Here is a 25200-nt window from a genome sequence, read left to right on the forward strand (position 1 = left end):
AGATTTCACAGAGGCCAGATCCACAGCAGCATGGGCACGCTGATCGCAACCACGATCACCTCCACCGCCAGGCCCAGTCGCCAATAGTCGCCAAACCGGAAGCCGCCGGGCCCCAGAATCAGGGTGTTGTTCTGATGCCCGATGGGGGTAAGAAACGCGCAGGACGCACCAATGGCCACAGCCATCAGAAAGGCGTCGGCACTCACGCCCAGCGCGGCCGAGGTGCCCAGGGCAATCGGGCACATCACCGCCGCCGTGGCCGCATTGTTGATCAGGTCAGACAGGAACATGGTGACCACCAGCACCAGCACCAGCGCCCCCACCGGGCTGCCCTGGGCCACGTTTTCCAGCAACACGCGGGCGATCATATCGGCGGTTCCTGTCGTCTCCATCACCGCCGCCACCGGGATCAAGGCCCCCAACAGCACGATGACCGGCCAGTCAATCGACTCGTATACCGCGCGCAAGGGCACTGTCCGGAATGCCATGGACGCCAGCACCCCCAGCGCGAAGGCCACGGCGGCCGGCAACAACCCCAGCGCCGCCGCACCGACCGAAGCCACCATGATGCCGGTGGCGATCCAGGCGCGGCGCACGTTGGGAATCTGCAGCTCGCGCTGGGCCAGGGGCACGCAGCCCATGTCTGACGCAAACTCGGCCAGCGCTTCAGCCGGCCCCTGCATCAACAACAAGTCCCCGGGTTTGAGGGCCATGAGCCTCAAGCGCTTGAGCGCGCGCTCGCCGTGCCGCGACACCGCCAGCAAATTCAGGCCATAGCGGGTGCGCAGCTGAATGTCGCTGGCCGATCGTCCCTCGAGCAATGAGCCGGGACGCACAGCCAGCTCCATCAGCACAATGTCGCGCGAGGCACTCTTCGAAAGCTCGTCGTTGGGGGTGGGGGCTTCGGCATTTGTCGCTGCTGCGGCGGCCTCATCGGCACCGGGATGCTTGGCCGCGACCAACGGATCCACCTCGAGTGGCGCTTCGGCAGCGGCCCGCTCAGGGTGGCCCGACTCCTCCAGCTTGAGGCCCAGCGACGACAGCAGCTTGGCCAGCGATTCCGCCTCGGCCTCGATCACCAGAATGTCACCCTCGCGCAGGCGCCGCCCAGGGTAAGGCGCGATGACCCGCATGTGGTCGCGCGACATCCCCACCACCTGAGCGCCCACAGCATCCAGCGTCGGGTCCAGTTCGTACAGCGCTTTGCCAATGGAGGAGCTGTCAGCGACCACGCGGGCCTCGGTCAAATAAGCCCCTGTTTCAAAACCCTCCAGCCCCGACTGCTTGCGCACCGGGACCAAACGCCAACCCACCAGAGCCACAAAGGCCACCCCTGCAAGAGCCACGGCAAGCCCCACCGGCGTGAAGTCGAACATCGAAAACCCGCCCAGGCCACGCTCGGCCCGAAATCCCGACACGATCAGGTTGGGCGGTGTTCCGATCAGCGTGGTCATGCCCCCCAGAATGGTGCCAAAGGCCAGCGGCATCAGCACCTGGCCAGGGGCGATCTGCAGGCGGCGCGCCAGCTGGATCGCCAGCGGCATCAGCAACGCCATGGCGCCCACGTTGTTCATGAAGCCCGACAACAACGCGCCCAGCCCCACCAAAGCCAGCAAGCTGACCGTCGTACCCGCCTGCTGGGGCAAGGTATGCCGGGCCAACACATTCACAGCCCCCGAGATCTGCAGACCCCGGCTCAAGATCAACACGCAGGCCACAGAAATAACGGCCGGATGTCCGAACCCGAGGAAGGCTTCGCGCGCGGGCAGCAGGCCGGTGACCACGCAAGCCAGCAGGGCACCCGCAGCCACCATGTCATGGCGCCAGCGGCCCCAGGCAAACATGCCGACCGCGACCGCCAGAATAGACAGGATGAGAAGCTGGTTGGTTTGCATGGACCTCAACAAAAAGCGGGGAATGAAGAGAGACCAGTATGGCGGCGGTTCATCCAGGGGCGCCGCGCATGCAGCGCTCGCTTGAGCTTGCCACAAAGCGGACCCGCGCACCGGGCCATCGCGCCACCTTCAGTTTGGCTGGCTCACCCGTCCCGATCTTGCCTCGCCTGCTGCGTGGCATCCAGCAAGGCTTCGAAGCTCTGCTGGTCGGTCGATGCGTTGCGCATGGGCCGGTCCAGCGCTCGGGTGAAACTGTCCAGCCCCGACCCGTCGGCCTTGATGTACAAGGCCCCCACTTGCTGGGCCAGCGCGCTGTAGCTGCGGCCGATGGATTCCAGCCGTCGGGTCAGCTCATCCAGCAGTTCAGCATCCAGCTGCTCCAACCCCGAGGTCTGCGACTTCAACGCCTGGCCTGACGCCTCGTGGCGCCGAGGCTCTGGCACATGGGAATGCCGCGGCACCTTCACATCCGATCAACGGCAGCAGGGGCAACGGGCAAGGTGGTTTTCGGCGCCTCCAGCTGGTTGAGCCGGGCGTTGAGCGCGCGGAATTCCTCCAGCATGGTTTTCTGCAGCGCGTCAAAGCGCGAGCCTTCTACCCGGTCCGCCATCTGCTGGGCGCTGCGCAGCTCTTTGTGCAGGCGTCGGGTTTCGAGCAGTCCGGTCACCCGGCTATAGAGCGTGGCGATCAGAAACAAGGTCACAAACACCCCGGCCAACCCCAGCAGGATCAGCCCCATCGGGGCTTGCACGTCGGCGAACAGGAAGTTGAGGTTGGTTGTGGCGGTGAGCGCTGACCAGTTCAGACCGGCGAACAGCACGGTCAAGGCCACAGCGCCCCAGGCCAGGGCATGGCTGATGCGTTCCATGAGAGCTCCTTGGGCAAAAGTTAAAAGAATACTTTGATGTTATTCGCTCAATTACGATAATCAAAGTCCAAAATTGAACAACTGGATTTTCAACAATGAAAACCAAGGCGACCGCGTCCGAGCAACCAGTGTCCAACGATGGCGTCTCTAACAGTCAGGTTCGGCCGCTGCTGAACTGGGGCGATTTTGAGGTCGTGTGGGTGATCTCCCGCATCGGCCAGTTGTCGCGGGCGGCTGAAACGCTGGCGCTGTCGCATGTCACGCTGTTGCGCAAGCTGGCGGCCATCGAAACGCGCCTCAACGCGCGGCTGTTTGACCGCTTGCGGGGGCACTACACGGCCACGGCGGCCGGCGAAGAGCTGATCCAGGCCGCCGAACACATGGCGCCAGCCGCGCGCGCGGCCGAAATGCGGGTGATCGGACAAGACCTCCGCCCCCAGGGTCATGTGCGCATCACCGCCGCCGGCGTCTTGACCGCTCACGCCCTGCCACAGGTGCTGGGCCAGTTCGCCAGCGCATTTCCCGACGTCAAGGTGGAGCTGCTCTCCACCCGCGACCTCGTGAGCCTCACACGCCGCGAAGCCGACGTCGCCCTGCGCATCTCCGACGCCGTGCCCGACTGGCTCGTGGGGCGCCAGCTCGCCCAGCTCGATTTCAAGGTCTACGGCCTCAAGCGCCCGGGCATCCAGCCCCGTCTGCAAAAGCACACCACCCTGGCCCGCCAGCGCCGCTGGATCGCCTTCGAAAGCGACGCACGCGAGCTGAAATTCGACCGCTGGCTGCTCGACGAAGTGCCCGACAGCTCGGTGGTCCTGCGGGTGGACAGCTTCGAACACGCCCTGGCCATGCTGCGCGCAGGCCTGGGCATCGCCCTGCTGCCCGCCTTTCTGGAGCGCAGCTGCCCCGAACTGCAACCCCTGACCGAAGCCATCGGCGGCCTGCGCACCCCTTTGTGGGTCATCACGCACAAAGAACTCAGCCAAACCATGCGCATCAAGGTGGTCATGCAGGCCATCGGCCCCGCCCTGGCCCATGCCATCGCCGCCCCACCCGACCCCAGCCCTTAACATCGACCCATGTCAACCCTTCATTCTTGGCTGATGCGCCTGCCTTTCCTGCAATGGGAGCGGCCCACCACCAGCCTGCTGCGCAACGAAGCCCTGGCCGGCATCACCGTGGGGCTGATGGTTGTCCCCCAGGGAATCGCTTACGCCAGCCTGGCCGGTATGCCGCTCATTACCGGCATCTACGCGTCGATGTTGCCGGCGCTCATCGCCGTCTTGTTCAGTGCCTCGCCGCGCTTGTCGGTCGGCCCCACCGCCCTGTCGTGTCTGCTGGTGAGTGCCTCGCTGGCCGGGCTGGCCGAGCCCGGGAGCGCACGCTGGATCGAGCTGGCGGTCTGGCTGGCCTTGCTCTCGGGCCTGCTGCAGATCGGTCTGGGCTTTGTGCGCTCGGGCTGGCTGCTCAGCCTGGTCAACGCCCCGGTGCTCATGGCCTTCACCCAGGGCGCGGCGGTGCTGATCATCGCGTCGCAGTTACCCGGTTTGCTTGGGCTGCAGGGCGGTTGGCTGGCCCAGCTGATTGAGCCCCGTTTCCATGTCGCCACGCTGGCCTTCGGCGTGGGCGCCTACCTCGCCTTGCTGGTGGCCCGGCGTTTCAGAAAATCGTTTCCGACGGTCTTGCTGCTGGTGGTGATCACCTCCGCCATCAGCGCATGGACAGGCTTCGAGGCCCATGGTGGTGCCGTCATCGGGGATCTGCCGCAAGGCCTGCCCGGGATCTACCTGCCCGGCTGGCCGGGCTGGGACACCTTGAGCCAGCTGGTGCTGCCCACCCTGGTGCTCACGCTCGTGAGTTTCCTTGAAACAGCCTCCAGCGCACGGGTGGACAGCCGAGACCAGGGCCAGCGCTGGGACCGCGAGCAAGACCTCATCGGCCATGGCCTGGGCAAGATCGCCTCGGGCCTGAGCGGCGCGTTCCCCACCAGCACCTCGTTTTCCCGCTCCGCCCTCAACCGCTACGCAGGGGCGCGCACCGGTTGGTCCGTGCTGTTCTCGGTGGCCGTGGTGGCCCTGGCCTTGCTGTTCACGCCAGCACTCCACCATGTGCCCATGGCCGTGCTCGCCGCGATCGTGGTGGCCGCGGTTCAAGGGCTCATCGCCCCAGGTGATTTCGTCCGGCTGTGGCGGGTGTCGCGCGTGGAAACCGGCATCGCCATCATCACCTTTGTGATCACCATCGTGTCCGCACCGCGCCTGTACTGGGGCGTGCTCGCCGGCGTCGTGATGGCCCTCAGCCATTTTCTGTTCATGCGCCTGCACCCCCGCATCATCGAAGTGGGCCTGCACCCCGACGGCAGCCTGCGCGACCGCCACCTCTGGAACCTGCCGGTCCTGGGCCCCACCACCTACGCACTGCGCATGGACGCCGCGCTGGATTTCGCCACGGTCAACGGCTTCGAGCGCGCCATCACCCAGTACCTGGCCCAACACCCAAATACCCGCCACGTGATGCTGGTCGCTCACCCGATCAACTGGATCGACGCCACCGGCGCAGAAGCCTTCGGCACCCTGCGGACCCAACTGGCCGCGCAAGACATCACCCTGCACCTGGTCGGGCTGAAGCTGCCCGTAGAAAAAGTGCTCAAGGCTGCGGGCCACCTGAACCTGGGCCCGGGGCTGAAGATGTACCGAACGGAAGCAGAAGCTTTGCAGTCACCCTGGGAAGACACGCCAGAGCCAGAGGGCACACCGGATCAAGACGGCAAGCTGCGCTCGGAAGCCACACCCGAACGCGCCGAATAACGCACCAGGCTCTCCAGCGCCTCCACCTGCAACCTCGCCTGGCGCCGGCCATACACCTCTGCCTTGAGCCACTCCAGCTCGGCGTCCAGGCGCTCTTCGCTGGGCAGGCTGCAAGTCCAGACCCGCCCTTCGGCGTCCCACCGGTAACCGCGGGCCTTGAGCAGATCCTTGGATTCGAAAGGCGCCCCGATGGCTCGCAACTTGTAGCTGGACTGCGAGGCCGCCTCGATCAACCGGCTCAGGCCGGTCACCGCCGTGGCCCCCAAGGGCCGCGTCAACACCTGCAGCAGGGCGTGGCAATCCACCAACGCCCGGTGGGCATCGTAAAACCAGCCCCGATCGCTGGCCAGCGCACTCAGCTTGGCCGAACCCGCACCCAGCGCCTTCCAGTCGATGTCCATGAATGAACACGCCCAGGGCTTGGCTGCGAACCCCGGAAACCGTGCCTCTACAAAGGGGCGGTCGAATCCGGCGTTGTGGGCCACGATCAGATCGGCACGATCCACCATGGCCTGCACCGCCGCATCGTCCAGCCGGTGCCCTTTGACCATGTCGTCGCTGATGCCGGTGACTTCCTTGGCCACGGCCGGTATCGGTATGCCGGGATCTTCGAACCCCTCAAACAGCTCAACCGGTCCCCAGGGCAAACCACTGCGCATGTCCACATGCACCACCAGCATGGCCAGCTCGATGATCTTGTCGGCCTGGTGAGACAAACCGGTGGTTTCGGTGTCCAGCACCAGCACACGGCACACACTGGGCGACCTGTCGCCCGTTGAGGCTTCAGACGCGGGCTGCGGGCCATAGTCGGTCACCGGCACCAACCGGCGCAGCACCTTGTAGTCCGGGGTCTGCTCCAGCTGACGGGCCATGGTCTCCAGATCGCTCGCACAGCTTGAAGCCGATGCAGCCCCATCGGCCAGCGACGGAGTCGACGAAGCGTCTGTGGCCGGAGCCGGCGTTGGAGCAGGCGCGGATGCTGGCGCAGACTTCGGCGCTGCTACAACACGGGTGGGCTTCGATACCGGCTTCGGCGCGGAGGCCGGCGGATCAAATTCAAAACTGGACTGGTTCATGCCTGGTGTCTGATGGAGTGCGCGGGGCCCCTGAGCCATCAAGATAGCCCGTGGCCACAAAGACTCAAAAACCCCAGATGGCTGAGATGGCTCGCTTGGTGCGCAAACAGGTATTGTGGGAACATTTGCGGCCGCCTGTTCGGCTCGGTCAAGTCGGTCCACATCATAGCAACGGCCAAACGCCTCCGCGGGCTGGAGAGGCGTCGACACGCCCTGCACTTCGCAGAGGCCGAGGCGCCAGGTCAGACTTTCACAACGCCTTCTATTGGCACATACCGTCCAACGCCCGCATCCCCGATCAGCTTCGCATGTGGTCCTTGAAACAGGTCGCTGCCGCTTCTCTGGCGCACCCAATGCGGCAAGTGTGCGCTGGTTCGGCGCCCCCTGCTCGATGGGACCCCTCGGTTACATCAACCGGGCAGAGGCTGGTGCAAACTACGTCTGACCACTCGCCATGCCACCCACCTACGGTGGTGGCCTGGCTCAAACCAGCCAGTTTCCATCCCACCAGTGGCGACTCAACCGAATTTTGGAGATCCCATGACCGAAAAATACCCCACCAGCGGCTTGCAGCTGCGCACGCTCGTCAAGCCTGAGGGCAGCTTGGAGCTGTCCCTTGTGGAGGTGCCAACACAGGCGCCGGGACCCGACGAAGTGGTCGTGCAGATTCAGGCTGCGCCCATCAACCCATCCGATATCGGCCTGTTGTTTGGTGCCGCGGACATGAGCACAGCCAAAGCCTCTGGCACGCCTGAGCGTCCGGTGGTCACCGCAAACATTCCGGAGCGGCTCATGCCAGCGATGGCGGCACGCCTTGGGCAATCTTTGCCAGCAGGCAATGAAGCCGCTGGCGTGGTCGTTGCGGCTGGAAGCAGCCCTGCGGCGCAAGCGCTTCTGGGCAAAATGGTGGCTGTTTTGGGCGGCGAAATGTACGCGCAGTACCGCACGATCGCGGTCAATCAGTGCCTGCCATTGCCGCAGGACGCGACCGCTGCGGAAGGCGCCTCTTGCTTCGTCAATCCCTTGACCGCATTGGGAATGACCGAGACCATGCGCCGCGAAGGCCACAAGGCTTTGGTGCACACCGTGGGTGCCTCCAACCTGGGACAAATGCTCAACCGCATTTGCATTCAGGACGGCATTGGACTTGTGAATATTGTGCGCAAACCCGAGCAAGCGGCCCTGCTTCGTGAGCAAGGTGCAACCCACATCTGCGATTCGTCATCACCGACCTTTATCGCTGATTTGACGACAGCGATTGAACAAACGGGAGCCACACTGGCTTTCGACGCCATCGGCGGCGGGAAACTGGCCGGTCAAATCTTGAATTGCATGGAGGTCGCGATCAGCCGGGGCGCGAAAGAATACAACCGCTATGGGTCTTATGTCCTCAAACAGGTTTACGTCTATGGCGGTCTGGACTTGAGCCCGACGGAGATCACCCGCAGCTTTGGCATGACCTGGGGTATCGGCGGCTGGCTCTTGTTTCCGTTCTTGCAGAAGATCGGGGAGGCGGAAGTGGCCAAGCTGCGCGCCCGGGTGGCATCAGAACTGAAGACCACTTTTGCAAGCCACTATTCACACCAGATTTCTCTCGCGCAAGCGCTGGATGTGGACGTGATTTCTGCTTATGCACAACGCGCCACGGGCGCCAAGTATCTGATCACCCTGAACCAGGCGACGCAGTAACTGCGCGGTGATCGCGGGAGACGTTTCAACGGCACAAGCTGAGGCAAGCGGCTATCGGCAACCCGCCCGTCAGGTCCCCGCGCTGGAGACCTGACATGCCCTCTGCCTCCACGAAGGCCGAGGGCGGCAGGATCAAGCCAGTGCTTTGAGCAAGGCCTGAGCCGCAGGCTCGGAAGACGCCGGGTTTTGACCGGTGATCAACAGGCCATCGGTCACCACATGGGGGTGCCAATCGGCAGCCTTGGAATAGACGCCACCGTTTTGCGTGAGCATGTCTTCCACCAGAAACGGCACCACTTCTGTCAGCCCTGCGGCGGCTTCTTCGGTGTTGGTGAAGCCGGTCACGTTCTTGCCGTTCACCACAGAAGCACCATCGCCCGCCTTGGGGTGGCGCAGCACCGCAGGCGCATGGCACACGGCGGCAACGGGCTTGCCGGCGTTCAGCATGGCTTCGATGAGGGCGATGGAAGTCGGGTCTTCGGCCAGATCCCACAGGGGACCGTGGCCACCGGGGTAGAACACGGCGTCAAAGTCGGTCCCGGACACATCTTTCAGTTTGAGTGTGCTGGCCAGCACGGCCTGGGCCGCGGTGTCTGCCTTGAACCGCAGGGTGGCTTCGGTTTGGGAGCCCGCGTCATCACTTTTGGGATCCAGTGGGGGTTGACCACCCAGCGGCGACGCCAGGGTGATGGCAGCGCCCGAATCCTTGAATGCGTAATAGGGTGCGGCGAACTCTTCCAGCCAGAAACCGGTCTTGGCGCCGGTGTCGCCGAGTTGGTCGTGCGAGGTCAAAACCATCAATATCTTCTTCATGTCATTTCCTTGGTAGTTGGGGGTGAGTCTGCTGAGGGGAATGGGTCTGCGGCGGCACGGAAAATGGTCTTTCCCTTGTCAGCCTGCGTGCTGCGCCGCTGGGGAATTCGATGCAGCGGTTTGGGGTCATGTTGCGCTGTGAAACGCGTTGGTCGAAAGGGAGTCAGAGCGCGGCTTCAAGAATGCGGCGGCTGACGGCTGGTGTGATGTCGCGGTGTTCGCCGAGCTGGGTCATGCCGTGTTCTTCCAGTTGGTGAACCACGACGTCGATCACCTCAGCGCCCAGGCCGTAATCCTTCAGGCGGGTGCCAATGCCCATGGTCTCAAAGAAGGCCCGGGTTCTGGCAATGGCGGCGGTGATGCGTTCGTCGTCGGTCCCGGTGGTGATGCCCCAGACACGCTCGCCATATTGCAGCAACTTGTCGCGCTTGGGCACGCGGCGTTCTTCCAGCATGGACGGCAGCACGATGGCCAGCGTGCGGGCGTGGTCAATGTTGTGCAGGGCGGTCAGCTCATGGCCAATCATGTGGGTGGCCCAGTCTTGCGGTACGCCGGATCCGATCAGCCCATTCAAGGCCAGCGTGGCGCTCCACATGAGTGTGGCGCGGTCGTCATAGACGGGCTCGGGCGCGCTCAGCAGGCGCGGCCCGATCTCGGCCAAGGTCTGCAGCAGGCTTTCGGCAAAGCGGTCTTGCAGCGGCGCATTGACCGGGTAGGTCAGGTATTGCTCGATGGTGTGCACAAAGGCATCCACGACGCCATTGGCGATCTGGGACATCGGCAAGGTGTAGGTTTTGGCGGGGTCCAGAACCGAAAACAGCGGGAATACCTTGTTGCTGCGAAATGGGCGCTTGGCACCGATATCGTGGCGGGTGATGACGCCGCCGTTGTTCATTTCCGATCCGGTGGCGGGCAGGGTCAGCACGGTGCCAAATGGCAGCGCCTGGGTGATGTCCGCGCCCCAACTCGTCAGAATTTTCCACGGGTCGCCTTCGAATGGGGCTGCGGCTGCAATGAATTTGGTGGCATCAATGACGGAGCCGCCGCCCACAGCCAGCAGAAAGTCAAAGCCTTGCTCGCGCACCACCTGCACCGCTTTCATGGCGGTTTCAAAGCTCGGATTGGGCTCAATGCCACTGAAGGTGCTGTGCTGGCGGCCGCCCAGGGCCTGGCGCACCTCAGCCAGCGTGCCCGTTTTTTCGGCACTGGCGCCCCCCACCAGAATCAATACGCGGGCGTCGGCTGGCACGTGCTTGCCGATGTCGGCGATGCGGTCCTTGCCGAAGAGGATGTGGGTGGGATTCTGGAAGTCGAAGTTCAACATGGTGTTTTTTGGCGTGAATGAAATAGGAAGGTCGGCTCCGCGTTGGAGTAGACCGGTCAACTAGCTTGATAGACAAAGTGAAGAGGCTGTTCGGGTCAACCTCAGTTTGCGGCCGGGCCCAGCACCCGCTCGGTGCTGATCAGTGCGTGATCAAACGGCGTGCCATCGCGGCGCAACTTGGCCAACAGGCTGGCGCCCAACCAGAGCTCATACAAGGTCAAGGCCGTTTCCGCCGCATCCAGGCCGGGCGCGACGGAGCCATCCAGGCGTGCATCTTCCAGGCATTGGGCGATGCGCTGCACGACACGGTCGGTGCCACCACGCAAGGTCAGCCGCATGGATTCAGAGATGTCGGCCACTTCTGCGCTGAGTTTCACGATCAGGCATTTGGAGCCCGTCTGGGGTTCAGGGCAGCTGCTGTCGGAAACCTCGCACTGGCTGACCTTCCAGGACGACCAATAGCGCATCAAACGCGAACGGGCCGAAGCGCCGTCGGCCTTGAGCACGTCATCGAGCTGGGCCACGTAGTCATCCAGGTAGCGGTTGAGGAGCTCTTCGCCAAACCGTTCTTTTGAACTGAAGTAGTGATAGAACGAGCCTTTGGGCACACTGGCCGCGGTCAGGATTTCGGACAGCCCCACCCCGACAAATCCCTTGCTGGCGATGAGTCGCTCGCCGCAATTGAGGATGTGGTCTTTGGTCGGTGATTGGTCGGTACCCATGGCGCCATTGTCATCCAAGTAGACCAGTCGTCTAGCTTCCTTCGCAGAAAGCCCTGAAGTGCTCAGGGCTTTCTGCGTCCTCAGAATCGCCCCAGGGCGGTTCAGCTTGTCGCCGACAATGGTGCCTGGCACGGGCGTCTGAGCCTGTTCGTGCAGGCCACCCGTTCGCAGCGCACCCGTTTTAAGCCATCCCCCTCATCATTTTTGAAAGCACCCTGTTCTTGTGTTGAAAGGAATTGCTGCGTCTGTTCTGGCTTCGGTCCTGTTCGGCGGGATTTACTACTTGTCCCCGCTGCTGCTGCCGCTGGATGGCGAACAGATCTTTGGCTGGCGCGTGATCCTGACCTGGCCGTTCACAACCGCCATGTTGCTGTGGCGTGGCCAAGGCGGGCGGGTCGCCGATTTGCTGGTACACGCCCGAGCCAGCTGGAAATACGGGGCCATGCTGCTGGTTTGTGCGGCGCTGTTGGGTGTGCAGCTGTGGCTGTTCATGTGGGCGCCGCTGCATGGCAGGGCGCTGCCCGTTTCCCTCGGCTACTTTTTATTGCCTCTGGTGATGGTGTTGACCGGGTGTCTGGTTTTTCGAGAGCGGTTGTCGACAGGGCAGAAACTGGCCACTGCATTGGCCGCAGCGGGTGTGGCGCACGAAGCTCTGCGCGTCGGCGGGCTGTCTTGGGAGACCTTGGTGGTGGCGCTGGGTTACCCGCTTTACTTCATGTTGCGCCGCCGCCTGGGCACCGGTCACCTTGGCGGTCATTGGCTGGACATGACCCTTTTGGTGCCAGCGGGTTTGTGGTTCATGCTGCGTGCGCCATCGAGCTTGTTGCAGTTGGATTCGCATCCTGTGCTGCTGGCCTTGTTGCCCTTGCTGGGTGTGCTGAGCGCGACGGCGCTGGCTTTGTACATGGCAGCCAGCCGCTGGTTGCCCATGGGCTTGTTTGGCCTGTTGACCTATGTCGAACCGGTGCTGCTGGTGATGGTGGCGATGCTGCTGGGTGAGCGCGTGCTGCCCGAGCAGTGGTGGACTTATGGGTTGGTTTTTGCCGCTGTGGGGGTACTGGTGATCGAAGGACTTCGCAAGATGTTGAACGAGTCCAGGGCAAGGCCGGAGCCGCAAAGCGTCGAATGATGGCTGACTGTGGGCTTGGCCTTGACCCGGTTCAGTAGACAAACATCAACATTCCGTTTGTAGCGCCTCGCCATCCACAGGCCTCAGCAAGGCCTCAATGGCCGAACCGATCGCCAGCAAGTCGCGGTCACCTCCGCGGCGCCCAACCAGCATCAGACCTACCGGCAGTCCAATCCCGGTAGGGGCTGGCAACGACAGCGCCGGCAAATCAAAAAAGTTGAAGACCGAAGGGTTGCGCAGCAACAGCATATTGGCGCGCATGAAGGCACTCTCTTGCGACAGGTCATCGATACGCGGCGCCAGCATCGGTACGGTTGGCAACAGCAGCGCATCAAAGTCGGTCATTCGCGCATCGATACGGGGCAACAGTTTCATCCTGGCCTGCACCAGGCTGATGTAAGCCGCCGCGCTCATCGTTTCGCCGCGGCGGATGCGCCCCAGCACCATCGGGTCGTAGGCTTCGGGCCGGTCTTTGATCAGGTGCTGGTGGATAGACGCGGCTTCGGCGGCGACCAACGTGCCTTGCTCCTGAAGGCGGAAAGGCTCCCCCAACAGGTCGTCCAGCGTTTCGTCGCTGATCCGGGCACCGGCAGCACCCAGTCGCTCAATCGCTCGCTCAAAGGCTGCCAACACCTCGGCCTGCGTTTCTGTGAACAACACGCCTCGCGGGATGCCCAGCCTCAGGCCACGAACAGACCGAGAGGCACCAGGCAAATGCTCAACACCCGAGAGGACCGTGTCCGCTGCCAAAGCGTCGGCCACGTTATGGCACAGGGGTCCGACGGTATCGAGCGAGTACGACAAAGGAAACCCGCCGCCGCGAGGCACGCGGGCCTGGCTGGGCTTGAAACCCACGATCCCGTTCAAGGCGGCGGGAATGCGCACCGAGCCTCCGGTGTCCGAACCGATGGCAATGTCAACGAAACCCCGCGCAACCGAAATGCCGGCGCCGGACGAAGACCCGCCCGGAATGCGCGCGGCATCATGGCTGTTGCCGGGCGTGCCGTAGTGCGGATTGATGCCAACACCAGAAAATGCAAACTCCGTCATGTTGGTTTTGCCCACAATCACAGCGCCGCCAGCACGCAGGCGCCGCACCACAACCGCATCGTGCGCGGCCGGCGGTGCGTCTCGCAATATCGCCGAACCGGCCGTGGTGGGTTCGCCGGCCACGTCGAACAAATCTTTGATGGACACCAGCCGACCATCGAGAGGGCCCAGGCTGTGCCCGGCGCGCAAGCGCGCATCGGCGGCGGTAGCCGCTGCGCGTGCATCGATCTCATACAGGCGGGTGAAGGTCAGACGCCCCTCTTCGCCCGACTGTGCAATGGCCGCTAGCGCGAGCTCCAGGCGTTGTGTGGTGGCGGGTTCTGCTTGAGCCGACATGGGGATCCTCGTGTGGGATTGAGACAAACGGTGTTCAGGCGATCTCAGGCAAAACTTCGATGCCGTATCGGCCATTCAGCGCGCACCCCAACCGGAGGGCGAACAGCGCCCGGGTCGGACAGGTACCGCCTGGGACCGCAACGGTACCGCAAGTCGTGCCTGCGCCAACGGTGCAAGCGAACGTCACCAGACCCGCGCAGCCACCGTTCAAGGAAAGCAGGGTGTGGCAAGTCGCAGGCGGCCCGCTATTTCGGCCCTGCGTGACCGGTCACCTCGAAGCAGGAGCGCGCAATCATTTCGCCCCAATCCATTGGGACATCGGCTCAGCGCCAGGCGTTTGCCTGCCAGACCAGATCCGAATCCGGGACTACCGCAAATCATCAACGGTCAAGCCGTGCTGAGTCATGAGCTCGTTGATCTCATCGATGGCGGCTCGCTTCTCACTTTCGGTATCGACATCAGCAGACGCGAACAAGGCGCTGGCGCTTTTGAGCATGTCTGCATAGCGTTGCTCTGACAAGGATTCATGTCTCCTGCTTGGTTGCACAGGGGCTCTGGGGCGGTCTTGTCTTTGAAAACGGTTCATGTCGTCGACACGATAGCCGAAATCAACGCGGTTTTTGGGAGCCGCAACGATCTCGGGCGTAAAGAATCTCCCCCAGTTGCTGCTGTCGACGACTCCCGAACCCATCCAATGTCTAAAAGCTCAAGAATCGGGACAGATGGTCTGACCGGCCAGGGCCATCAACGAACGGGAAGTGGATGTTGATCTCGGCGAGCGGGTGAATTCCACATCGCAGTTAGAGAAGCCCCAGGTTTGTCTCACGGCCTTGCTTGCGCCAAGGTCCGGTCCGGGCTTCAGCGCAGACCGAAGAAACTCAGCAAGAAGCCAACCACGACGATTAGGCCCACGATGTAAATGACGGTGTTCATGACGTTGCTCCTTACGTAATTGAACATCCATCGTAGGAGGGCTGCGTCACATGGCGTGTACGCCGCCACGACGTAATGCTGTAGGACAGGGACTGCGCAAGCAGGAGGCGTGCTGCAGATGAAGGCCGAACGCCGACGTTCTGCATGGGTAGTCGAAGGCATTGATATGTTGCCAGCCCGCCGTTCAGAGCCCCCAAACATGAATACTTAACGATTCATGTTTCATAATCCTCAGAAGCACAACGACCCTGGCCACGGCATTCTGGCCCTGATGGCTATCTACCGAAGGGTTGGCGGTTGATTTTTGGCACACAAATAGGGACCATGAGGCTTCACCAAGGGTGCATAACAATGCTTTCAACAGTTAAACCCTGTAGGGAAAACGAACGAAATGATCAAGCGAACCGTTCTGATTTCCACCCTGTTTCTTTCAGCATTTTTGCTCTTCCTTGTGCAACCGATGGCAGCGAAAGTACTGCTTCCACGCTTTGGTGGCACGTCGGCCGTGTGGGCCGCCTGCCTGCTGTTCTTTCAATTCTTTCTCTTGGTCGGTTACGTATATGCCGATCGCCTGGGGCATTGGTTTGACACCCAGCAAAAGGGCTGGCTTCACATAGCCGTATTGTTGCTGTCACTGGTTCTGCTGCCAGTGGCGCTAGACGGCTATGGAAAGGCAGGTTGGACCGCTGACCCGGCGCTCCAGGTACTGCTGATGCTGACCCTGTCGATAGGCCTGCCCTACTTGCTTCTTGCGTCCACAGGTCCATTGCTGCAGTCGTTTTTCGCCGAGGCGCACTTGGGTGTGAATGTTTACCGGCTCTATGCGATTTCGAATATCGCGTCGCTGCTGGCTTTGGTCAGTTATCCCTTCACCGTCGAGCGCTGGCTCCCTGTGCAGCGCCAACTGCAAATATGGAGCTGCGCTTATGGGGTCTTCGCCATTCTGAGCGTCGCGACCGTATGGCTTTATGCAACCCAAAGCAGCCGATGGTCGCCAGCGTCCAGTTCTTCTGAACAGGGCGCCAAGCATGATTTGCCGAAGACCTCAGACTACTGGGTTTGGATTGGGTTCGCCGCGTTGGGGACAGCCTTGTTGGTCGCTGTGACCCTCAACATAACCCTCAATATCGCCAGTATTCCCCTTTTCTGGATTTTGCCGCTGGCGGTCTACCTGTTTTCGTTCGTGGTGACTTTCGACAGCGATCGCTGGTACAGCCATCGATTGGTGATGGTTCCCATGGTGTTTTTCCCCGCCTTGATTTTGCTGACCCAGCGCGCCACTACCAGCGAAATTTCATTACCCGTTTCGGTGACGATCAATACCGTTGGCTTGTTTGTCTGCTGCTGGTTCTTGCATGGAGAGCTCAGCATCAGGAAACCTGCTTCCAGATACCTGACGCGTTTCTATATGGCGGTCAGCCTGGGTGGGGCACTCGGAGGCCTGTTTGGCAGCCTGATAGCTCCGGTGACCATGACTGGGTTTCACGAGCTCGAGGTCTTGACGTTGACGGTTGCCGCAACCGCGTTCTGGGTCTTGCGCAAACACCTCGGCAAGAGGCTCGACGCCTACCTGATCTCGACCGCACTGCTCCTTTCGGTGGTGCTTTGCGCCGCCTTGGGTGTTGCGAAATGGGGTCGCAATGATGCGTCAACGCGCGCCTCAATGCGCAATTTCTACGGCGTGTTGTCAGTGATTGATGCTCAAGAATCCAATGGCAGGCTGACGCGGCGGTTGTTCAACGGCGCCATAGAACACGGTTCACAAGTCCTCGAGCCTGTTACCGACGCCCAGTCGCCCGGTGACTACTACGGCTCGACCAGCGGGATTGGAATGGCCATTGAATCGCTACCCAGCTCTCCACGGCGGGTGGGCGTGATTGGATTGGGGGCGGGCGTACTCGCGGCGTACGGTCGGGGGGGCGATCACTTCACCTTCTACGAAATCAACCCGCAAAGTATTCAAGTTGCCCAGACGTTGTTCAGCTACCTGGAGAAAACAAAGAGCAAGGTCGACGTTGTGGAAGGTGACGCCCGACTGGTTCTGACGCAGGGAAAGGCCAACCCGGATCAGGCAAAGTTGCAACTATTGGCCGTAGACGCTTTTTCTGGCGACGCTATTCCCATGCACCTGTTGACGCTGGAAGCTTTTCAGGTCTACCGGTCTCAACTGGTCGAAAACGGCATCCTCGCGGTGCATATATCGAACAAGTACCTCAATCTTCGCCCCGTCTTGCTGGGAGCCGCCAATGCTCTGGGCTGGGAGGGGTTTCATGTTCACTCACCCGGCGATGGCGACCGGCAAAGAGGCTCCGACTGGGTGATCATGGTGAAAGACCCTGCACCCTACCGCAACAGCCCATGGATGAGCAACGGCCATCGGCTCAGCGCTGGCAGGCTGCCCCATGGTCCAATCGTCTGGACAGATGGAAACAACAATCTGCTTGACGCACTTGCCGGGCAGTAGCCCGCCAGATCGAGCGTTGATGCGCCCACGCATAATTGTTCGGATGACCGGCCTACCGCATGCACCTGTCGCTCTTGATCTTGAGAGTCACCGCGACCGTTTCGGACGTTTTGCCGGCAGGTATGCCCGATTGCGTTCGGTTTCAACGGCCCGCCCACAGCCCCCCAATGTGAATTGACATGCGCGCCTCAGTCTTTCTTCGCGCCCTTTTGGTCATGGGCTCTGCAGTGGCTGCCGGGCTGTCCACCGCAGGCGATTGGGCCTTCATTTCGGTTCCGCTGGCGTTGGGTTGCCTGATCTGGAACATGGGCTCTCGCCTGTTGCGCAACACGGCGTGGCTGTTTTGCTGGTTGCTGGTTTACTTTCTGTTTGCCTTGGGCTGGATGATCTGGGCGCTGCAGTCGCCCGGAGAGTGGACGTTTGCTTGGTCAATTCCATTGATGCTCATCGTCTTTTCGCTGTTCGCAGCGAGCTATGCCGTGAGTTATTGGGGTCTGGGCCTGTTGGTGAAGTGGTTGCGTCCAAACTTCCAGCCGTTGGATGGCAAGCTCACCCATTGTTTCATGCTGGCGACTGCTTTTCTGACCGGTGACGTCATGCGCGTTTGCCTGGGCCTTGGCTCCACCTGGGGCTCCCTGGGCTACAGCCAAACGGCCAACCCCTGGATGTCGGGCATGTACGCCCTTGTGGGCACCCCGGGCGTATCGGCGTTGACCGTGTTCTGGGTGGGCCTGCTGGTGGCCGGGCTTCAATCGCTGCTTGCACGCACCAGAACCCGTGGAGAGGGGGCATTGGCCCACACCCCTCCCAGCTTCTGGCTCCTGGCTTTGGCTGCCGGCTTGATCGGATTGTGCCTCCTGGCCCGCACTTGGCACTGGACCCATGCCCTGGATCGACCTCAGCCTGTCAGGCTGGTACACACCTCGCTTTTTGAAGGCCAGAAGTACACGCCCGAGGCCCAGGCAGCGGCCCAGGGTCTGCTTCTGGATTTGGCGCAGCGAACCGACGCGGTTGCCACCCTGTACCCCGAGCTCTTTCTTGTGCACCCGGCCTTTGAATATCCGAAAGATTGGCGAGCCGAGGTGATGGCTGCGGTGAAGCGCTCGGGCAACCACCAAATCGTTGGTGCGCCAGACTCCTTGGTGTCGGCCCAACGCGTGATTCAAGGGGCCACCAATGCCATGATTCACCTTGGCCCTGAAGGCTCAGTCCGTCGACGCCCCAAGGAATCGCTCATTCCGTTTACCGAGCAAACCAGCGCCAACGCAGTGATCGCCTGGGTCTACAGCCTGTTTTCGGCCTATCCCAACGCCAACTTTCTTCCGGCGGGAATGGGCGACACGGCGCCTTTTGAGATGCCTGGCTTCAGGTTGGCCGCCGCCATTTGCAGTGAAATTTCTGACCCGATGATCGTGAACGCCCGCCTTTTAACGGCCGGTACCTTGCTCAACGCGTCCAGTGAGTCCTGGATTCACAGCGCAACGCTGGACGGCCTGATCGTCCAGATGCTGCAGGCCCGGGCGCTGGAGTCGCAAAAGCCCATTCTTCGCGCAGGAAATGGGGGATTCTCCGGTGTGGTGACCGAACGCGGACATGTCCTCAAGACCGAGGCTCTGCACACCGTGGTGAGCGTGCAAACCCGCACGGGCGAAACGCCTTACGCCCGCGCCATGGCTTGGTTTTATGGCGCCATCACCCCCCCTGCTTCGGATCCCCTGCCCCGTTGAACGCCCACCCTGACGCGCTTGACCTGGACGACCTGATACCGATCAGGTCAGGTACTGGACGTTGCTCCAACTGCGCCGAATCACCTCTTCCAGATGAACCATCTTGTCTTTCAGGGTGTACACCGTTAGCGCCACTGGAAACTTGCCCGGAGCCTGACCGACAAAGATCTGCACATCCATCAACAAATCCTGGGCCTGGCCCGAAAAGCGCGCCTGTGAACCTTGCAGAATGCCGTGACTTGCTGGAAATACCGCCAACGCGCGCGCTTCGCCGGCGCTTACACCGAAATTTTGAGCCCCGTGCACGATGGCCGAACGCGCAACGCCTGGCAGTGCACCCTCAGATACGGCCTTGTTGCTCCATCCGCTGAACGTCATGGCCGATGGAGGGTGGTACCGATCCGGGCTTTGAGCCGTGAACAGGTAGCGCCCATTCTGCTTTTGAACCCCGGTGGTCCACGGAGGCTGGTTTTCGATCCAGATCTCCAGCCCCATCTCTTTGATCTGGTGAACCTGCATTTCGCGCAGGGCCCGATCGCCGCTGATGTACCGAGCAATGCGAGGGGATTTGGTTGGTGTTTGTGCGGATACCGCACCGGCACCACACAACACCGCCACCCCGGAACAGAGCAAGGCCCTTCGGCCCAAAACCGTGCTTTGGTTCAAATCGTTCATGGTTGTTCGTTCATATCAAGGCCTACAAACCGCCAGCGCGCTGAACAGCCGACACGAGTCCCAGCAGCGTCAAGACCACCACGGCCACTACGCTGTACCACCGCCGGCTCCGGCGAAATGCCAGTCGCCAATCCAGTCTGCTGAACAGCCAGCACACCAGCCACACCAGGCCATAGCTCACGATGGCCCGGCCCAGCAAGTTGCCCAACACATACAAAGTTGACATCGCTGCTTTCCAATGAATTTGAAATCGTTGAGTTCGTTGAAGCGCCCTTCAGGGGACCGGCAATTTGGTGACCCGATCGACCACAAGCCCGCACTGGGCCGCGGTGGGTTTCTTTTTCCAGTCAATGCCCAGGTCTTGGGTCAGCAGTTTCTGCACAGAAGCCTTCTCTGCGCGAAGTGCCGCATCAAAAGGTGCGCGCTCTTGCCGCGTCGCGAACTGCATGAGCTGCATCGCAGCCGCATCGCGCGCAGCTTTGTTTGCCGTCTGCCACTGCTGGTAGATTGCGGTCAAACCCCCTTGGGCATTCGGATACATCTGACCACAAGCCTTGACGGTCCGGGCCAGAAACTGGTCTCGCGCCATCAGGCGGCTGAGAGCCATATCACCCTGCGCGGGGGCCTCGGTCGCAGGTTTTCCTAACTTCGGCACAGCACCATTGCCCGCGACCGCCGCTTGGCCCTGTGTGCCGTTGGCGCCAGCAATCCGGGCGATTGTCTGGGCAAACTGATTCGCACTGACGGGGCGCCCACCCGCATCGCGCGCCGGCTGCCCTTTCAGGAAAACAAAGTGGGCGGGCGCGCCGTACACCTTCATGGTGTCACCAAAATCGGGCGTTTTGTTCCAGGGTGACCACTGCACCCGAGCAAACACCCAAGGCAGCGAATGCTTCTGAGCGGCCGCTTGATCAAACACTTTGTCTGCACCCACGCAATACGTACAACTGCTGTCCGGCGAGGTCGCCTGGACCACCGCATAAGGGTGTTTGGCCAAGAAGGCAGCTACTTCCTCAGGCTTTAACTCCACCACAGCATCTGGCGCAGCCTGCGCCATGGCGGCCATTGAGGCCACGGCACATAGCAAAACACCTCCCTTGAAGGCCACATCAAACCAACCTGCCCCATGCACAACCAACTTCATTCCGTATCTCCCTGAAAACCATCCTAAACACTGCTCTTGACCATTGCGACAGCGCCGCCAGGAAAAGCAATCAATCCTGATGCCAAACCTTGAAGCCATCAGGCCGCCTGATCATCAGTTGAAGTGACAACGCATGCACCGACTCCAACCCCATCACGTGCTTCGCAAATGCGAACGCATTGGCGTGGGTTTCCGGTTTGGCGCTGTCCATGGCCATGAGAAAGTCGCGCGTTGGAGCCATCAGCAGCAACTCGCCCTTGGGCTCGGTTCTCTCAATCAACAAATTCCAAATGCCCTCGGAGAGCAGGCAGGCAGCGTCCAGATGGGTTTCGGCCTCCTCTGGCCCGACCCGCAACATGTGAGAACCATTGTCCTCAATGATCCGCAAACCATGCCGCTTGATTTCTTGCTGCAAGTTGTGCAACGCCAAGTCTTCGGCATCCGAGACTTTGATACCCGCCTCCTTCATCAAGGCCGGTGTCGCAAACACGAATTGATCGGACGTATCAAACGCATAAGCCTCCAGCAACTCACCACACAAAGGCCGGGTGAGTGGCATCTGGTCTGGCGGCACGCCGTTCTGCTCCAGCGCTTGAACAAACGCCAGGTGTTTGACTCGGGCGGTGAATTGATCCGCTGAGTGCGCCTTCGCGCCGCCTTTTTCAGCCTGCTTGGGCGACTGCCCCTTGAAGAAACGAGAAAACACGAAAAACCCCTTCAATCTGATTCGGTGCGGCGCATCACACCGAAGCGCGGATCACCGGCATGAGCAGGATGCCAACCTCTAATCAACGCTTGTTGACACATCCCGCGGTAGCGGCGCCTTGATAAGTGTAGGTGCCCACCATGTTGGCCATTTTGCTGCTCCAACGGTTCGCACCCACCTTCTTGAATTCTGCAGACAGCGTCATGCCAGGCAGATTGATGGTGTTCTTGCCCACGACCATCTTCGATGCGGGACAAGTCATCGTCGCAACGCCCAGGCTTGCCTTGTTGGTGGTCAGCTTGGTCGGGCATTGCTGGCTTTCACCCTCGGGGCTGTGAGCCAAAGCGTGGTCAAACTTGCTCAAAATCTCTTCGCGCGTGGCACAAACCGTCTGAGACGAATCAGGCACCTGCATGCCCTCGGGGCTTCCTTTGGACTCCATGGTCCACATGCCCGTCTGAGCCGCATCTTGAATGACCTTCAGGTCAGAGAGTTTCGCGGCATTCGCCGGTGCGGCGACCAAACTGACCAACGCCAATAGAGAGGCTGTCGAGAGACTGCACAACTTCATCCGAATATTTCCTTCATTTGGTTAGATTAAAAATTGATTCACAGAGCCAGCTGCCACTGCTCCAATCTGGGTAGGTGTTTCTGACAGGTGATTCCGGGTGTTTCGATATACCGATGGCCTCGAGAAAATGCAAACCAAGCAAAGCGCCTAATGCAAAAACCGACGATCCTGATACTCTGGTCACCGTTACTTGACAGGTCCGCTATTTGGCCAGGCCGAGAGCCTCGCCAAGCGCATCGAAATCGGTCGCAAAAGCCTCGCGCACCATCAATCCGTACCAAGCATCATCACCCAAGTCCAGGGTGCACAACCGGTAGCCGGAATTGGTTTGAGACAGCCAGGCTTGCGCGCTCTTCAGCAGTGCTTCACAACGCCCCGGTCCGGCTCCGCCGACCGTCGACGAATCAAACCCCTCCAGTCCTCGAGCCTCCAGCATACTGTCGAGCTGCGCAGTTAAGGTATCGTCGTCCTTGATGTCGGCACAAACGCCCTGCCCGTTTGCTGCAAGGCCCGCCAGTGCCTCACCGGCTTCCTTCTTCAAGCTGCGCAAGCGGCCGGTCTCCTCGATCACCGCTTCGTGGGCGTCTTTGTCGCCGTCGCACACCAACTCAACCCAGCGCGCATAGCCTTTGAGCTTGCTCTTGGCCAGATCGGCTTTTTTCCGCGGTGGCGGCAACGGCACAGCAAATCGGGCTGGAGCGCCCACGGCCCGCCAGCCATCGCGTTGCTGGCGCACCTTCGCCCGGTAATGGTCTACCAGATCGCGCGGGTAGTAGAGATGGTCACGGAACGCGCTGTCGTCAAGATCGAAGGCACATACGGCCAGCGCCGCCTCAAATGCAAAGCGGTAAAACAACTGGTCGCCTTGGCAGTTGGGGTCCACTTGACGGCCATCTTCGGCCAGAGGGCAATACACCCGCTCGGGCTTCCAGCCCAGCGGCTTCATCAGCCTGTTCCAGTTGGCCATGTATTTGGCCATGCCTAGCGACTGGGCCTCGCTCCCTTCCGAAGCCAGCGCCCGCATCAGCGCGTCCCACATGCCTTGGTAGGTGGGGTTCTTTTCGTACTTTGCGGGGCGCTTAACACCCTCGGGCAAGAAACCATCAAGCAGGAAGTCCACGGAAGGCAGACGCAAGCTTGGATGCTGATAATGCATACCAAGAAGTTGCCCAAGCCGAGTTCCATCGGGCTCTAGCAAGCACCACAACCCAACAGCAGCTAGCCCTTGATCAATTGTCATGCCAAAGAGTCTGGCCTCATATTGCTGTGTGCCGACCCCCCAACGCATCGCTTTCAGCTCCCTGAGGCGCTCTAGGACAACCAAGTCCGCACGCATTTGAGCGAGGCATCGATCTAGGGGCTCTCCCATCGCGTACATGAGCCACCAACACTCAAAGACCTCGTTTACGAAGCGACCGGATGCTGCATGGCTTTGCGCAGCCCTTTCCTCAGAATCAGCTTCCTGCAACAAAAAGTACGAATCACCTTTGGGTTCAGTAGCCAGTTGGACAATATCGAACCGGGACGCATACCTTCTGGGTTCAGGATGCGGATCCCGAAATGCATCAAGACTTCGATTCAATGCATTTTTTTTAAAAACTTCAATCATGGTGTCCATGTGCCTCCAACCCGAACATCAGTTGTGCTTGGTAGACCAGATGCATCAGTGGTAGGCAGAATTTCATTAAATGTAGTATTTCCATTTCCATCGGTCTTGGATAGTACGCGCGAAGTATTTCCAGTACCAAGGCCATTGATAATTTCCGTCCTTTCAGCCTGGGTCAGATTTGAATTACTATTAACACGATCAACAATCCATTTATCGCTCATTTGTCGCTCGTTTCCAGTCAACGTGCACAACCTACCGGTCGTATCACAAGGATCTCTCACGTTGGTGGAGCCTGTTGTCTTTGACTCCACAATTACCCATTTTCCATCTTTCTTATAGATTCCATCGATGCCTGTTTGACCGACCCAATCTCCGAAGCCGCTTGACCCATCGCCCACCGCCACTTTTGCTTCATAACCCTCCGCTTCAAGTTTTTGCTTGGTATTGAGCTCACCCCAATAGCCCTTTTTGGCACTATCCAAGTCCTTTGGTTTCTTGGCCCCCAAGAAGTACTCTCGGAAATTGGGCGCACAAGTGGCATTGTGTACCCACAAACCTGCATCACCCACGAAGTAGCTGGGTGTTTCGTTGACACTGAAGTTGTAAACCTGAACAGGTTTGGCAACGGCCTCATTGCCAGTGACGCGCACGTCGCCTTTGAGCGAAACGACCACGTCATCGTCGGTGATGTCTTTCGCCTCGGTCCAACCCTTCCCCTGCACCCAAAGAGGATGCTCATCGGTCAAGCGGTAGGTCTCAAATTCGGTCGTGAGTTCACGGTAGCTGGGTGCAACGCGACCAAACGTGTTGGTCACCGGTTTTGGCGCATCCAGCCAGGTTTTCTCATCCCGCGACAACACCGAGTTGCCTACCTGAATGTTGTTGATGGCTTGGCTGCCATCGGGCGTCAAAACGGGTGTGCCGGCGACAAAACTGGCGCATCCAAGATCGATTTTCGTGGCCCTCACGGCATCGTCCAGCTTGCCGCCAAACTTCACCAACTTGCTCGCCACTTTGAGAATCACGACCGGGTTGATGTTCTGGCCAATGACCCTCCCCAAATCATAAGCACCGCATTGAGTGGCTTGATTGAATTGATTGACCAGATCCTGTCCGATGACGGAAGCCAGTTTCTTAATCGTTTCTTCCGGGTTCTCAATAAATTGCTTCCCCAGCTCGATAAGACCTTGAGCGACCTCCAAGGGATCGGAAACCAAGCCGATCAAGTCAGAGATTTGGTCACCCAAACCGGCATAAAGGCCTTTGACAAATTCATAGCCAGCCTTGATAGCGCCTACGCCCGCGTCCCACAGCGAACCCCAAAAACCGCGATCCTCTTCTTGGGCCGCCTGCGTTCCCGGATCAAAGTTTGTGCAAATGTCTTCCAAGAAGTAGCAGCTGTTGGCGACTCCAAAGGCTTTGCGGGCTTCGACGGTAGAGAAGCACTGATTTCTCGGACACTCTTGCGTGACAATTGATGATGAACCCGATGTATCACCGGAGGAAGGCGGGTTGGAGTTGCCTTCCTGAGCCCAGACGGAGCCCGATGCCAGCAGGGAGAGCACCAATGCCAAAAGCCATGAACGGCGCATGAGTGCGTGCGCGGCAAGGGACCTGTTTTGTCGGTTTTTTTGAAGCATCGTGTTTGGCTTTGCAATGATGGGG

General features: G+C 60.5%; 23 protein-coding genes. 7 read left to right on the plus strand and 16 right to left on the minus strand.

The window, feature by feature from the left end:
- Nucleotides 1-5 precede the first annotated feature (5 nt).
- From E5678_RS15010 to E5678_RS15020, 3 genes are all read right to left on the minus strand, one after another.
- On the minus strand, nt 6-1895 hold the full coding sequence (locus E5678_RS15010; protein WP_136179273.1) for an SLC13 family permease: 1890 nt from the start codon (nt 1893-1895) through the stop codon (nt 6-8).
- 143 nt (nt 1896-2038) lie between these two features.
- Nucleotides 2039-2356, minus strand: a complete 318-nt coding sequence (locus E5678_RS15015) for a hypothetical protein (RefSeq protein WP_136179274.1) — start codon at nt 2354-2356, stop codon at nt 2039-2041.
- A gap of 2 nt (nt 2357-2358) precedes the next feature.
- Nucleotides 2359-2763, minus strand: coding sequence for a LapA family protein (locus E5678_RS15020; protein ID WP_136179275.1), 405 nt, complete (start codon nt 2761-2763; stop codon nt 2359-2361).
- Between the two features lie 95 nt (nt 2764-2858).
- Between E5678_RS15020 and E5678_RS15025 the strand changes: the two genes are divergently transcribed.
- Entirely contained in the window at nt 2859-3830 is a 972-nt protein-coding gene (locus tag E5678_RS15025; RefSeq protein WP_136179276.1) for a LysR family transcriptional regulator, read from the plus strand.
- A 9-nt stretch (nt 3831-3839) separates the two neighbouring features.
- On the plus strand, nt 3840-5567 hold the full coding sequence (locus E5678_RS15030) for a SulP family inorganic anion transporter (protein ID WP_136179277.1): 1728 nt from the start codon (nt 3840-3842) through the stop codon (nt 5565-5567).
- Here E5678_RS15030 and E5678_RS15035 read toward each other — a convergent pair.
- A complete protein-coding gene (locus E5678_RS15035; protein WP_247596793.1) occupies nt 5519-6439 on the minus strand; it encodes a 3'-5' exonuclease in 921 nt (306 codons plus the stop codon). The genes E5678_RS15030 and E5678_RS15035 overlap by 49 nt on opposite strands.
- On the opposite strand from E5678_RS15035, the gene E5678_RS22665 reads away from it, so the two are divergent.
- Nucleotides 6438-6656 (plus strand): hypothetical protein, encoded by a 219-nt coding sequence (locus E5678_RS22665; protein WP_247596794.1) that lies wholly within the window; start codon nt 6438-6440, stop codon nt 6654-6656. The two genes, E5678_RS15035 and E5678_RS22665, sit on opposite strands and share 2 nt — an antisense overlap.
- A gap of 527 nt (nt 6657-7183) precedes the next feature.
- Nucleotides 7184-8332, plus strand: coding sequence for a zinc-binding dehydrogenase (locus tag E5678_RS15040; protein WP_136179279.1), 1149 nt, complete (start codon nt 7184-7186; stop codon nt 8330-8332).
- A gap of 132 nt (nt 8333-8464) precedes the next feature.
- Here the strand turns inward: E5678_RS15040 and E5678_RS15045 are convergent, their stop codons facing one another.
- From E5678_RS15045 to E5678_RS15055, 3 genes are all read right to left on the minus strand, one after another.
- A complete protein-coding gene (locus E5678_RS15045) occupies nt 8465-9145 on the minus strand; it encodes a type 1 glutamine amidotransferase domain-containing protein (protein WP_136179280.1) in 681 nt (226 codons plus the stop codon).
- Between the two features lie 163 nt (nt 9146-9308).
- Nucleotides 9309-10469: an iron-containing alcohol dehydrogenase gene (locus E5678_RS15050; RefSeq protein ID WP_136179281.1), complete on the minus strand. Its 1161-nt coding sequence runs from the start codon at nt 10467-10469 to the stop codon at nt 9309-9311.
- A 101-nt stretch (nt 10470-10570) separates the two neighbouring features.
- A complete protein-coding gene (locus tag E5678_RS15055) occupies nt 10571-11191 on the minus strand; it encodes a TetR/AcrR family transcriptional regulator (RefSeq protein WP_136179282.1) in 621 nt (206 codons plus the stop codon).
- A gap of 223 nt (nt 11192-11414) precedes the next feature.
- Here E5678_RS15055 and rarD point away from each other — a divergent pair, with 223 nt between their 5' ends.
- Nucleotides 11415-12320, plus strand: coding sequence for an EamA family transporter RarD (gene rarD, locus E5678_RS15060; RefSeq protein ID WP_136179283.1), 906 nt, complete (start codon nt 11415-11417; stop codon nt 12318-12320).
- A gap of 45 nt (nt 12321-12365) precedes the next feature.
- Here the strand turns inward: rarD and E5678_RS15065 are convergent, their stop codons facing one another.
- Both E5678_RS15065 and E5678_RS15070 read right to left on the minus strand, forming a co-directional pair.
- Nucleotides 12366-13706 carry an amidase gene (locus tag E5678_RS15065; RefSeq protein ID WP_136179284.1) on the minus strand — a complete coding sequence of 447 codons (1341 nt, stop codon included), beginning with the start codon at nt 13704-13706 and terminating at the stop codon, nt 12366-12368.
- 367 nt (nt 13707-14073) lie between these two features.
- Nucleotides 14074-14226 carry an H-NS histone family protein gene (locus tag E5678_RS15070; protein ID WP_136179285.1) on the minus strand — a complete coding sequence of 51 codons (153 nt, stop codon included), beginning with the start codon at nt 14224-14226 and terminating at the stop codon, nt 14074-14076.
- An 804-nt stretch (nt 14227-15030) separates the two neighbouring features.
- On the opposite strand from E5678_RS15070, the gene E5678_RS15075 reads away from it, so the two are divergent.
- Both E5678_RS15075 and E5678_RS15080 read left to right on the plus strand, forming a co-directional pair.
- On the plus strand, nt 15031-17103 hold the full coding sequence (locus E5678_RS15075; protein WP_136179286.1) for a fused MFS/spermidine synthase: 2073 nt from the start codon (nt 15031-15033) through the stop codon (nt 17101-17103).
- Between the two features lie 179 nt (nt 17104-17282).
- The gene (locus E5678_RS15080; RefSeq protein WP_136179287.1) at nt 17283-18830 is read left to right on the plus strand and encodes a nitrilase-related carbon-nitrogen hydrolase; all 1548 of its coding nucleotides are present in this window, start codon (nt 17283-17285) and stop codon (nt 18828-18830) included.
- Nucleotides 18831-18872: 42 nt separating this feature from the next.
- On the opposite strand, the gene E5678_RS15085 is transcribed toward E5678_RS15080, so the two are convergent.
- The 7 genes from E5678_RS15085 to E5678_RS15115 all read right to left on the minus strand — a co-directional run bounded on the left by E5678_RS15085 (nt 18873) and on the right by E5678_RS15115 (nt 25175).
- The gene (locus tag E5678_RS15085) at nt 18873-19505 is read right to left on the minus strand and encodes a hypothetical protein (protein WP_136179288.1); all 633 of its coding nucleotides are present in this window, start codon (nt 19503-19505) and stop codon (nt 18873-18875) included.
- Between the two features lie 22 nt (nt 19506-19527).
- On the minus strand, nt 19528-19731 hold the full coding sequence (locus tag E5678_RS15090) for a hypothetical protein (protein WP_136179289.1): 204 nt from the start codon (nt 19729-19731) through the stop codon (nt 19528-19530).
- Nucleotides 19732-19779: 48 nt separating this feature from the next.
- The gene (locus E5678_RS15095) at nt 19780-20649 is read right to left on the minus strand and encodes a hypothetical protein (protein ID WP_136179290.1); all 870 of its coding nucleotides are present in this window, start codon (nt 20647-20649) and stop codon (nt 19780-19782) included.
- 70 nt (nt 20650-20719) lie between these two features.
- Nucleotides 20720-21355 (minus strand): hypothetical protein, encoded by a 636-nt coding sequence (locus E5678_RS15100; protein WP_136179291.1) that lies wholly within the window; start codon nt 21353-21355, stop codon nt 20720-20722.
- A gap of 82 nt (nt 21356-21437) precedes the next feature.
- Nucleotides 21438-21926, minus strand: a complete 489-nt coding sequence (locus E5678_RS15105) for a hypothetical protein (protein WP_136179292.1) — start codon at nt 21924-21926, stop codon at nt 21438-21440.
- 202 nt (nt 21927-22128) lie between these two features.
- A complete protein-coding gene (locus E5678_RS15110) occupies nt 22129-23544 on the minus strand; it encodes a PoNe immunity protein domain-containing protein (protein WP_136179293.1) in 1416 nt (471 codons plus the stop codon).
- The gene (locus tag E5678_RS15115) at nt 23532-25175 is read right to left on the minus strand and encodes a polymorphic toxin-type HINT domain-containing protein (protein WP_136179294.1); all 1644 of its coding nucleotides are present in this window, start codon (nt 25173-25175) and stop codon (nt 23532-23534) included. The genes E5678_RS15110 and E5678_RS15115 overlap by 13 nt, the downstream gene beginning before the upstream one ends.
- Nucleotides 25176-25200: the final 25 nt, after the last annotated feature.

It is taken from the genome of Hydrogenophaga sp. PAMC20947 (assembly GCF_004795855.1).
GTDB lineage: Bacteria > Pseudomonadota > Gammaproteobacteria > Burkholderiales > Burkholderiaceae_C > Hydrogenophaga.

Coding starts and splice junctions, on each gene's coding strand:
- E5678_RS15010 (WP_136179273.1), bottom strand. CDS start 1,895: ATGCAAACCAACCAGCTTCTCATCCTGTCTATTCTGGCGGTCGCGGTC.
- E5678_RS15020 (WP_136179275.1), bottom strand. CDS start 2,763: ATGGAACGCATCAGCCATGCCCTGGCCTGGGGCGCTGTGGCCTTGACC.
- E5678_RS15025 (WP_136179276.1), top strand. CDS start 2,859: ATGAAAACCAAGGCGACCGCGTCCGAGCAACCAGTGTCCAACGATGGC.
- E5678_RS15030 (WP_136179277.1), top strand. CDS start 3,840: ATGTCAACCCTTCATTCTTGGCTGATGCGCCTGCCTTTCCTGCAATGG.
- E5678_RS22665 (WP_247596794.1), top strand. CDS start 6,438: ATGGTCTCCAGATCGCTCGCACAGCTTGAAGCCGATGCAGCCCCATCG.
- E5678_RS15035 (WP_247596793.1), bottom strand. CDS start 6,439: ATGGCCCGTCAGCTGGAGCAGACCCCGGACTACAAGGTGCTGCGCCGG.
- E5678_RS15040 (WP_136179279.1), top strand. CDS start 7,184: ATGACCGAAAAATACCCCACCAGCGGCTTGCAGCTGCGCACGCTCGTC.
- E5678_RS15045 (WP_136179280.1), bottom strand. CDS start 9,145: ATGAAGAAGATATTGATGGTTTTGACCTCGCACGACCAACTCGGCGAC.
- E5678_RS15050 (WP_136179281.1), bottom strand. CDS start 10,469: ATGTTGAACTTCGACTTCCAGAATCCCACCCACATCCTCTTCGGCAAG.
- E5678_RS15055 (WP_136179282.1), bottom strand. CDS start 11,191: ATGGGTACCGACCAATCACCGACCAAAGACCACATCCTCAATTGCGGC.
- E5678_RS15065 (WP_136179284.1), bottom strand. CDS start 13,706: ATGTCGGCTCAAGCAGAACCCGCCACCACACAACGCCTGGAGCTCGCG.
- E5678_RS15075 (WP_136179286.1), top strand. CDS start 15,031: ATGATCAAGCGAACCGTTCTGATTTCCACCCTGTTTCTTTCAGCATTT.
- E5678_RS15080 (WP_136179287.1), top strand. CDS start 17,283: ATGCGCGCCTCAGTCTTTCTTCGCGCCCTTTTGGTCATGGGCTCTGCA.
- E5678_RS15085 (WP_136179288.1), bottom strand. CDS start 19,505: ATGAACGATTTGAACCAAAGCACGGTTTTGGGCCGAAGGGCCTTGCTC.
- E5678_RS15090 (WP_136179289.1), bottom strand. CDS start 19,731: ATGTCAACTTTGTATGTGTTGGGCAACTTGCTGGGCCGGGCCATCGTG.
- E5678_RS15095 (WP_136179290.1), bottom strand. CDS start 20,649: ATGAAGTTGGTTGTGCATGGGGCAGGTTGGTTTGATGTGGCCTTCAAG.
- E5678_RS15105 (WP_136179292.1), bottom strand. CDS start 21,926: ATGAAGTTGTGCAGTCTCTCGACAGCCTCTCTATTGGCGTTGGTCAGT.
- E5678_RS15110 (WP_136179293.1), bottom strand. CDS start 23,544: ATGGACACCATGATTGAAGTTTTTAAAAAAAATGCATTGAATCGAAGT.
- E5678_RS15115 (WP_136179294.1), bottom strand. CDS start 25,175: ATGCTTCAAAAAAACCGACAAAACAGGTCCCTTGCCGCGCACGCACTC.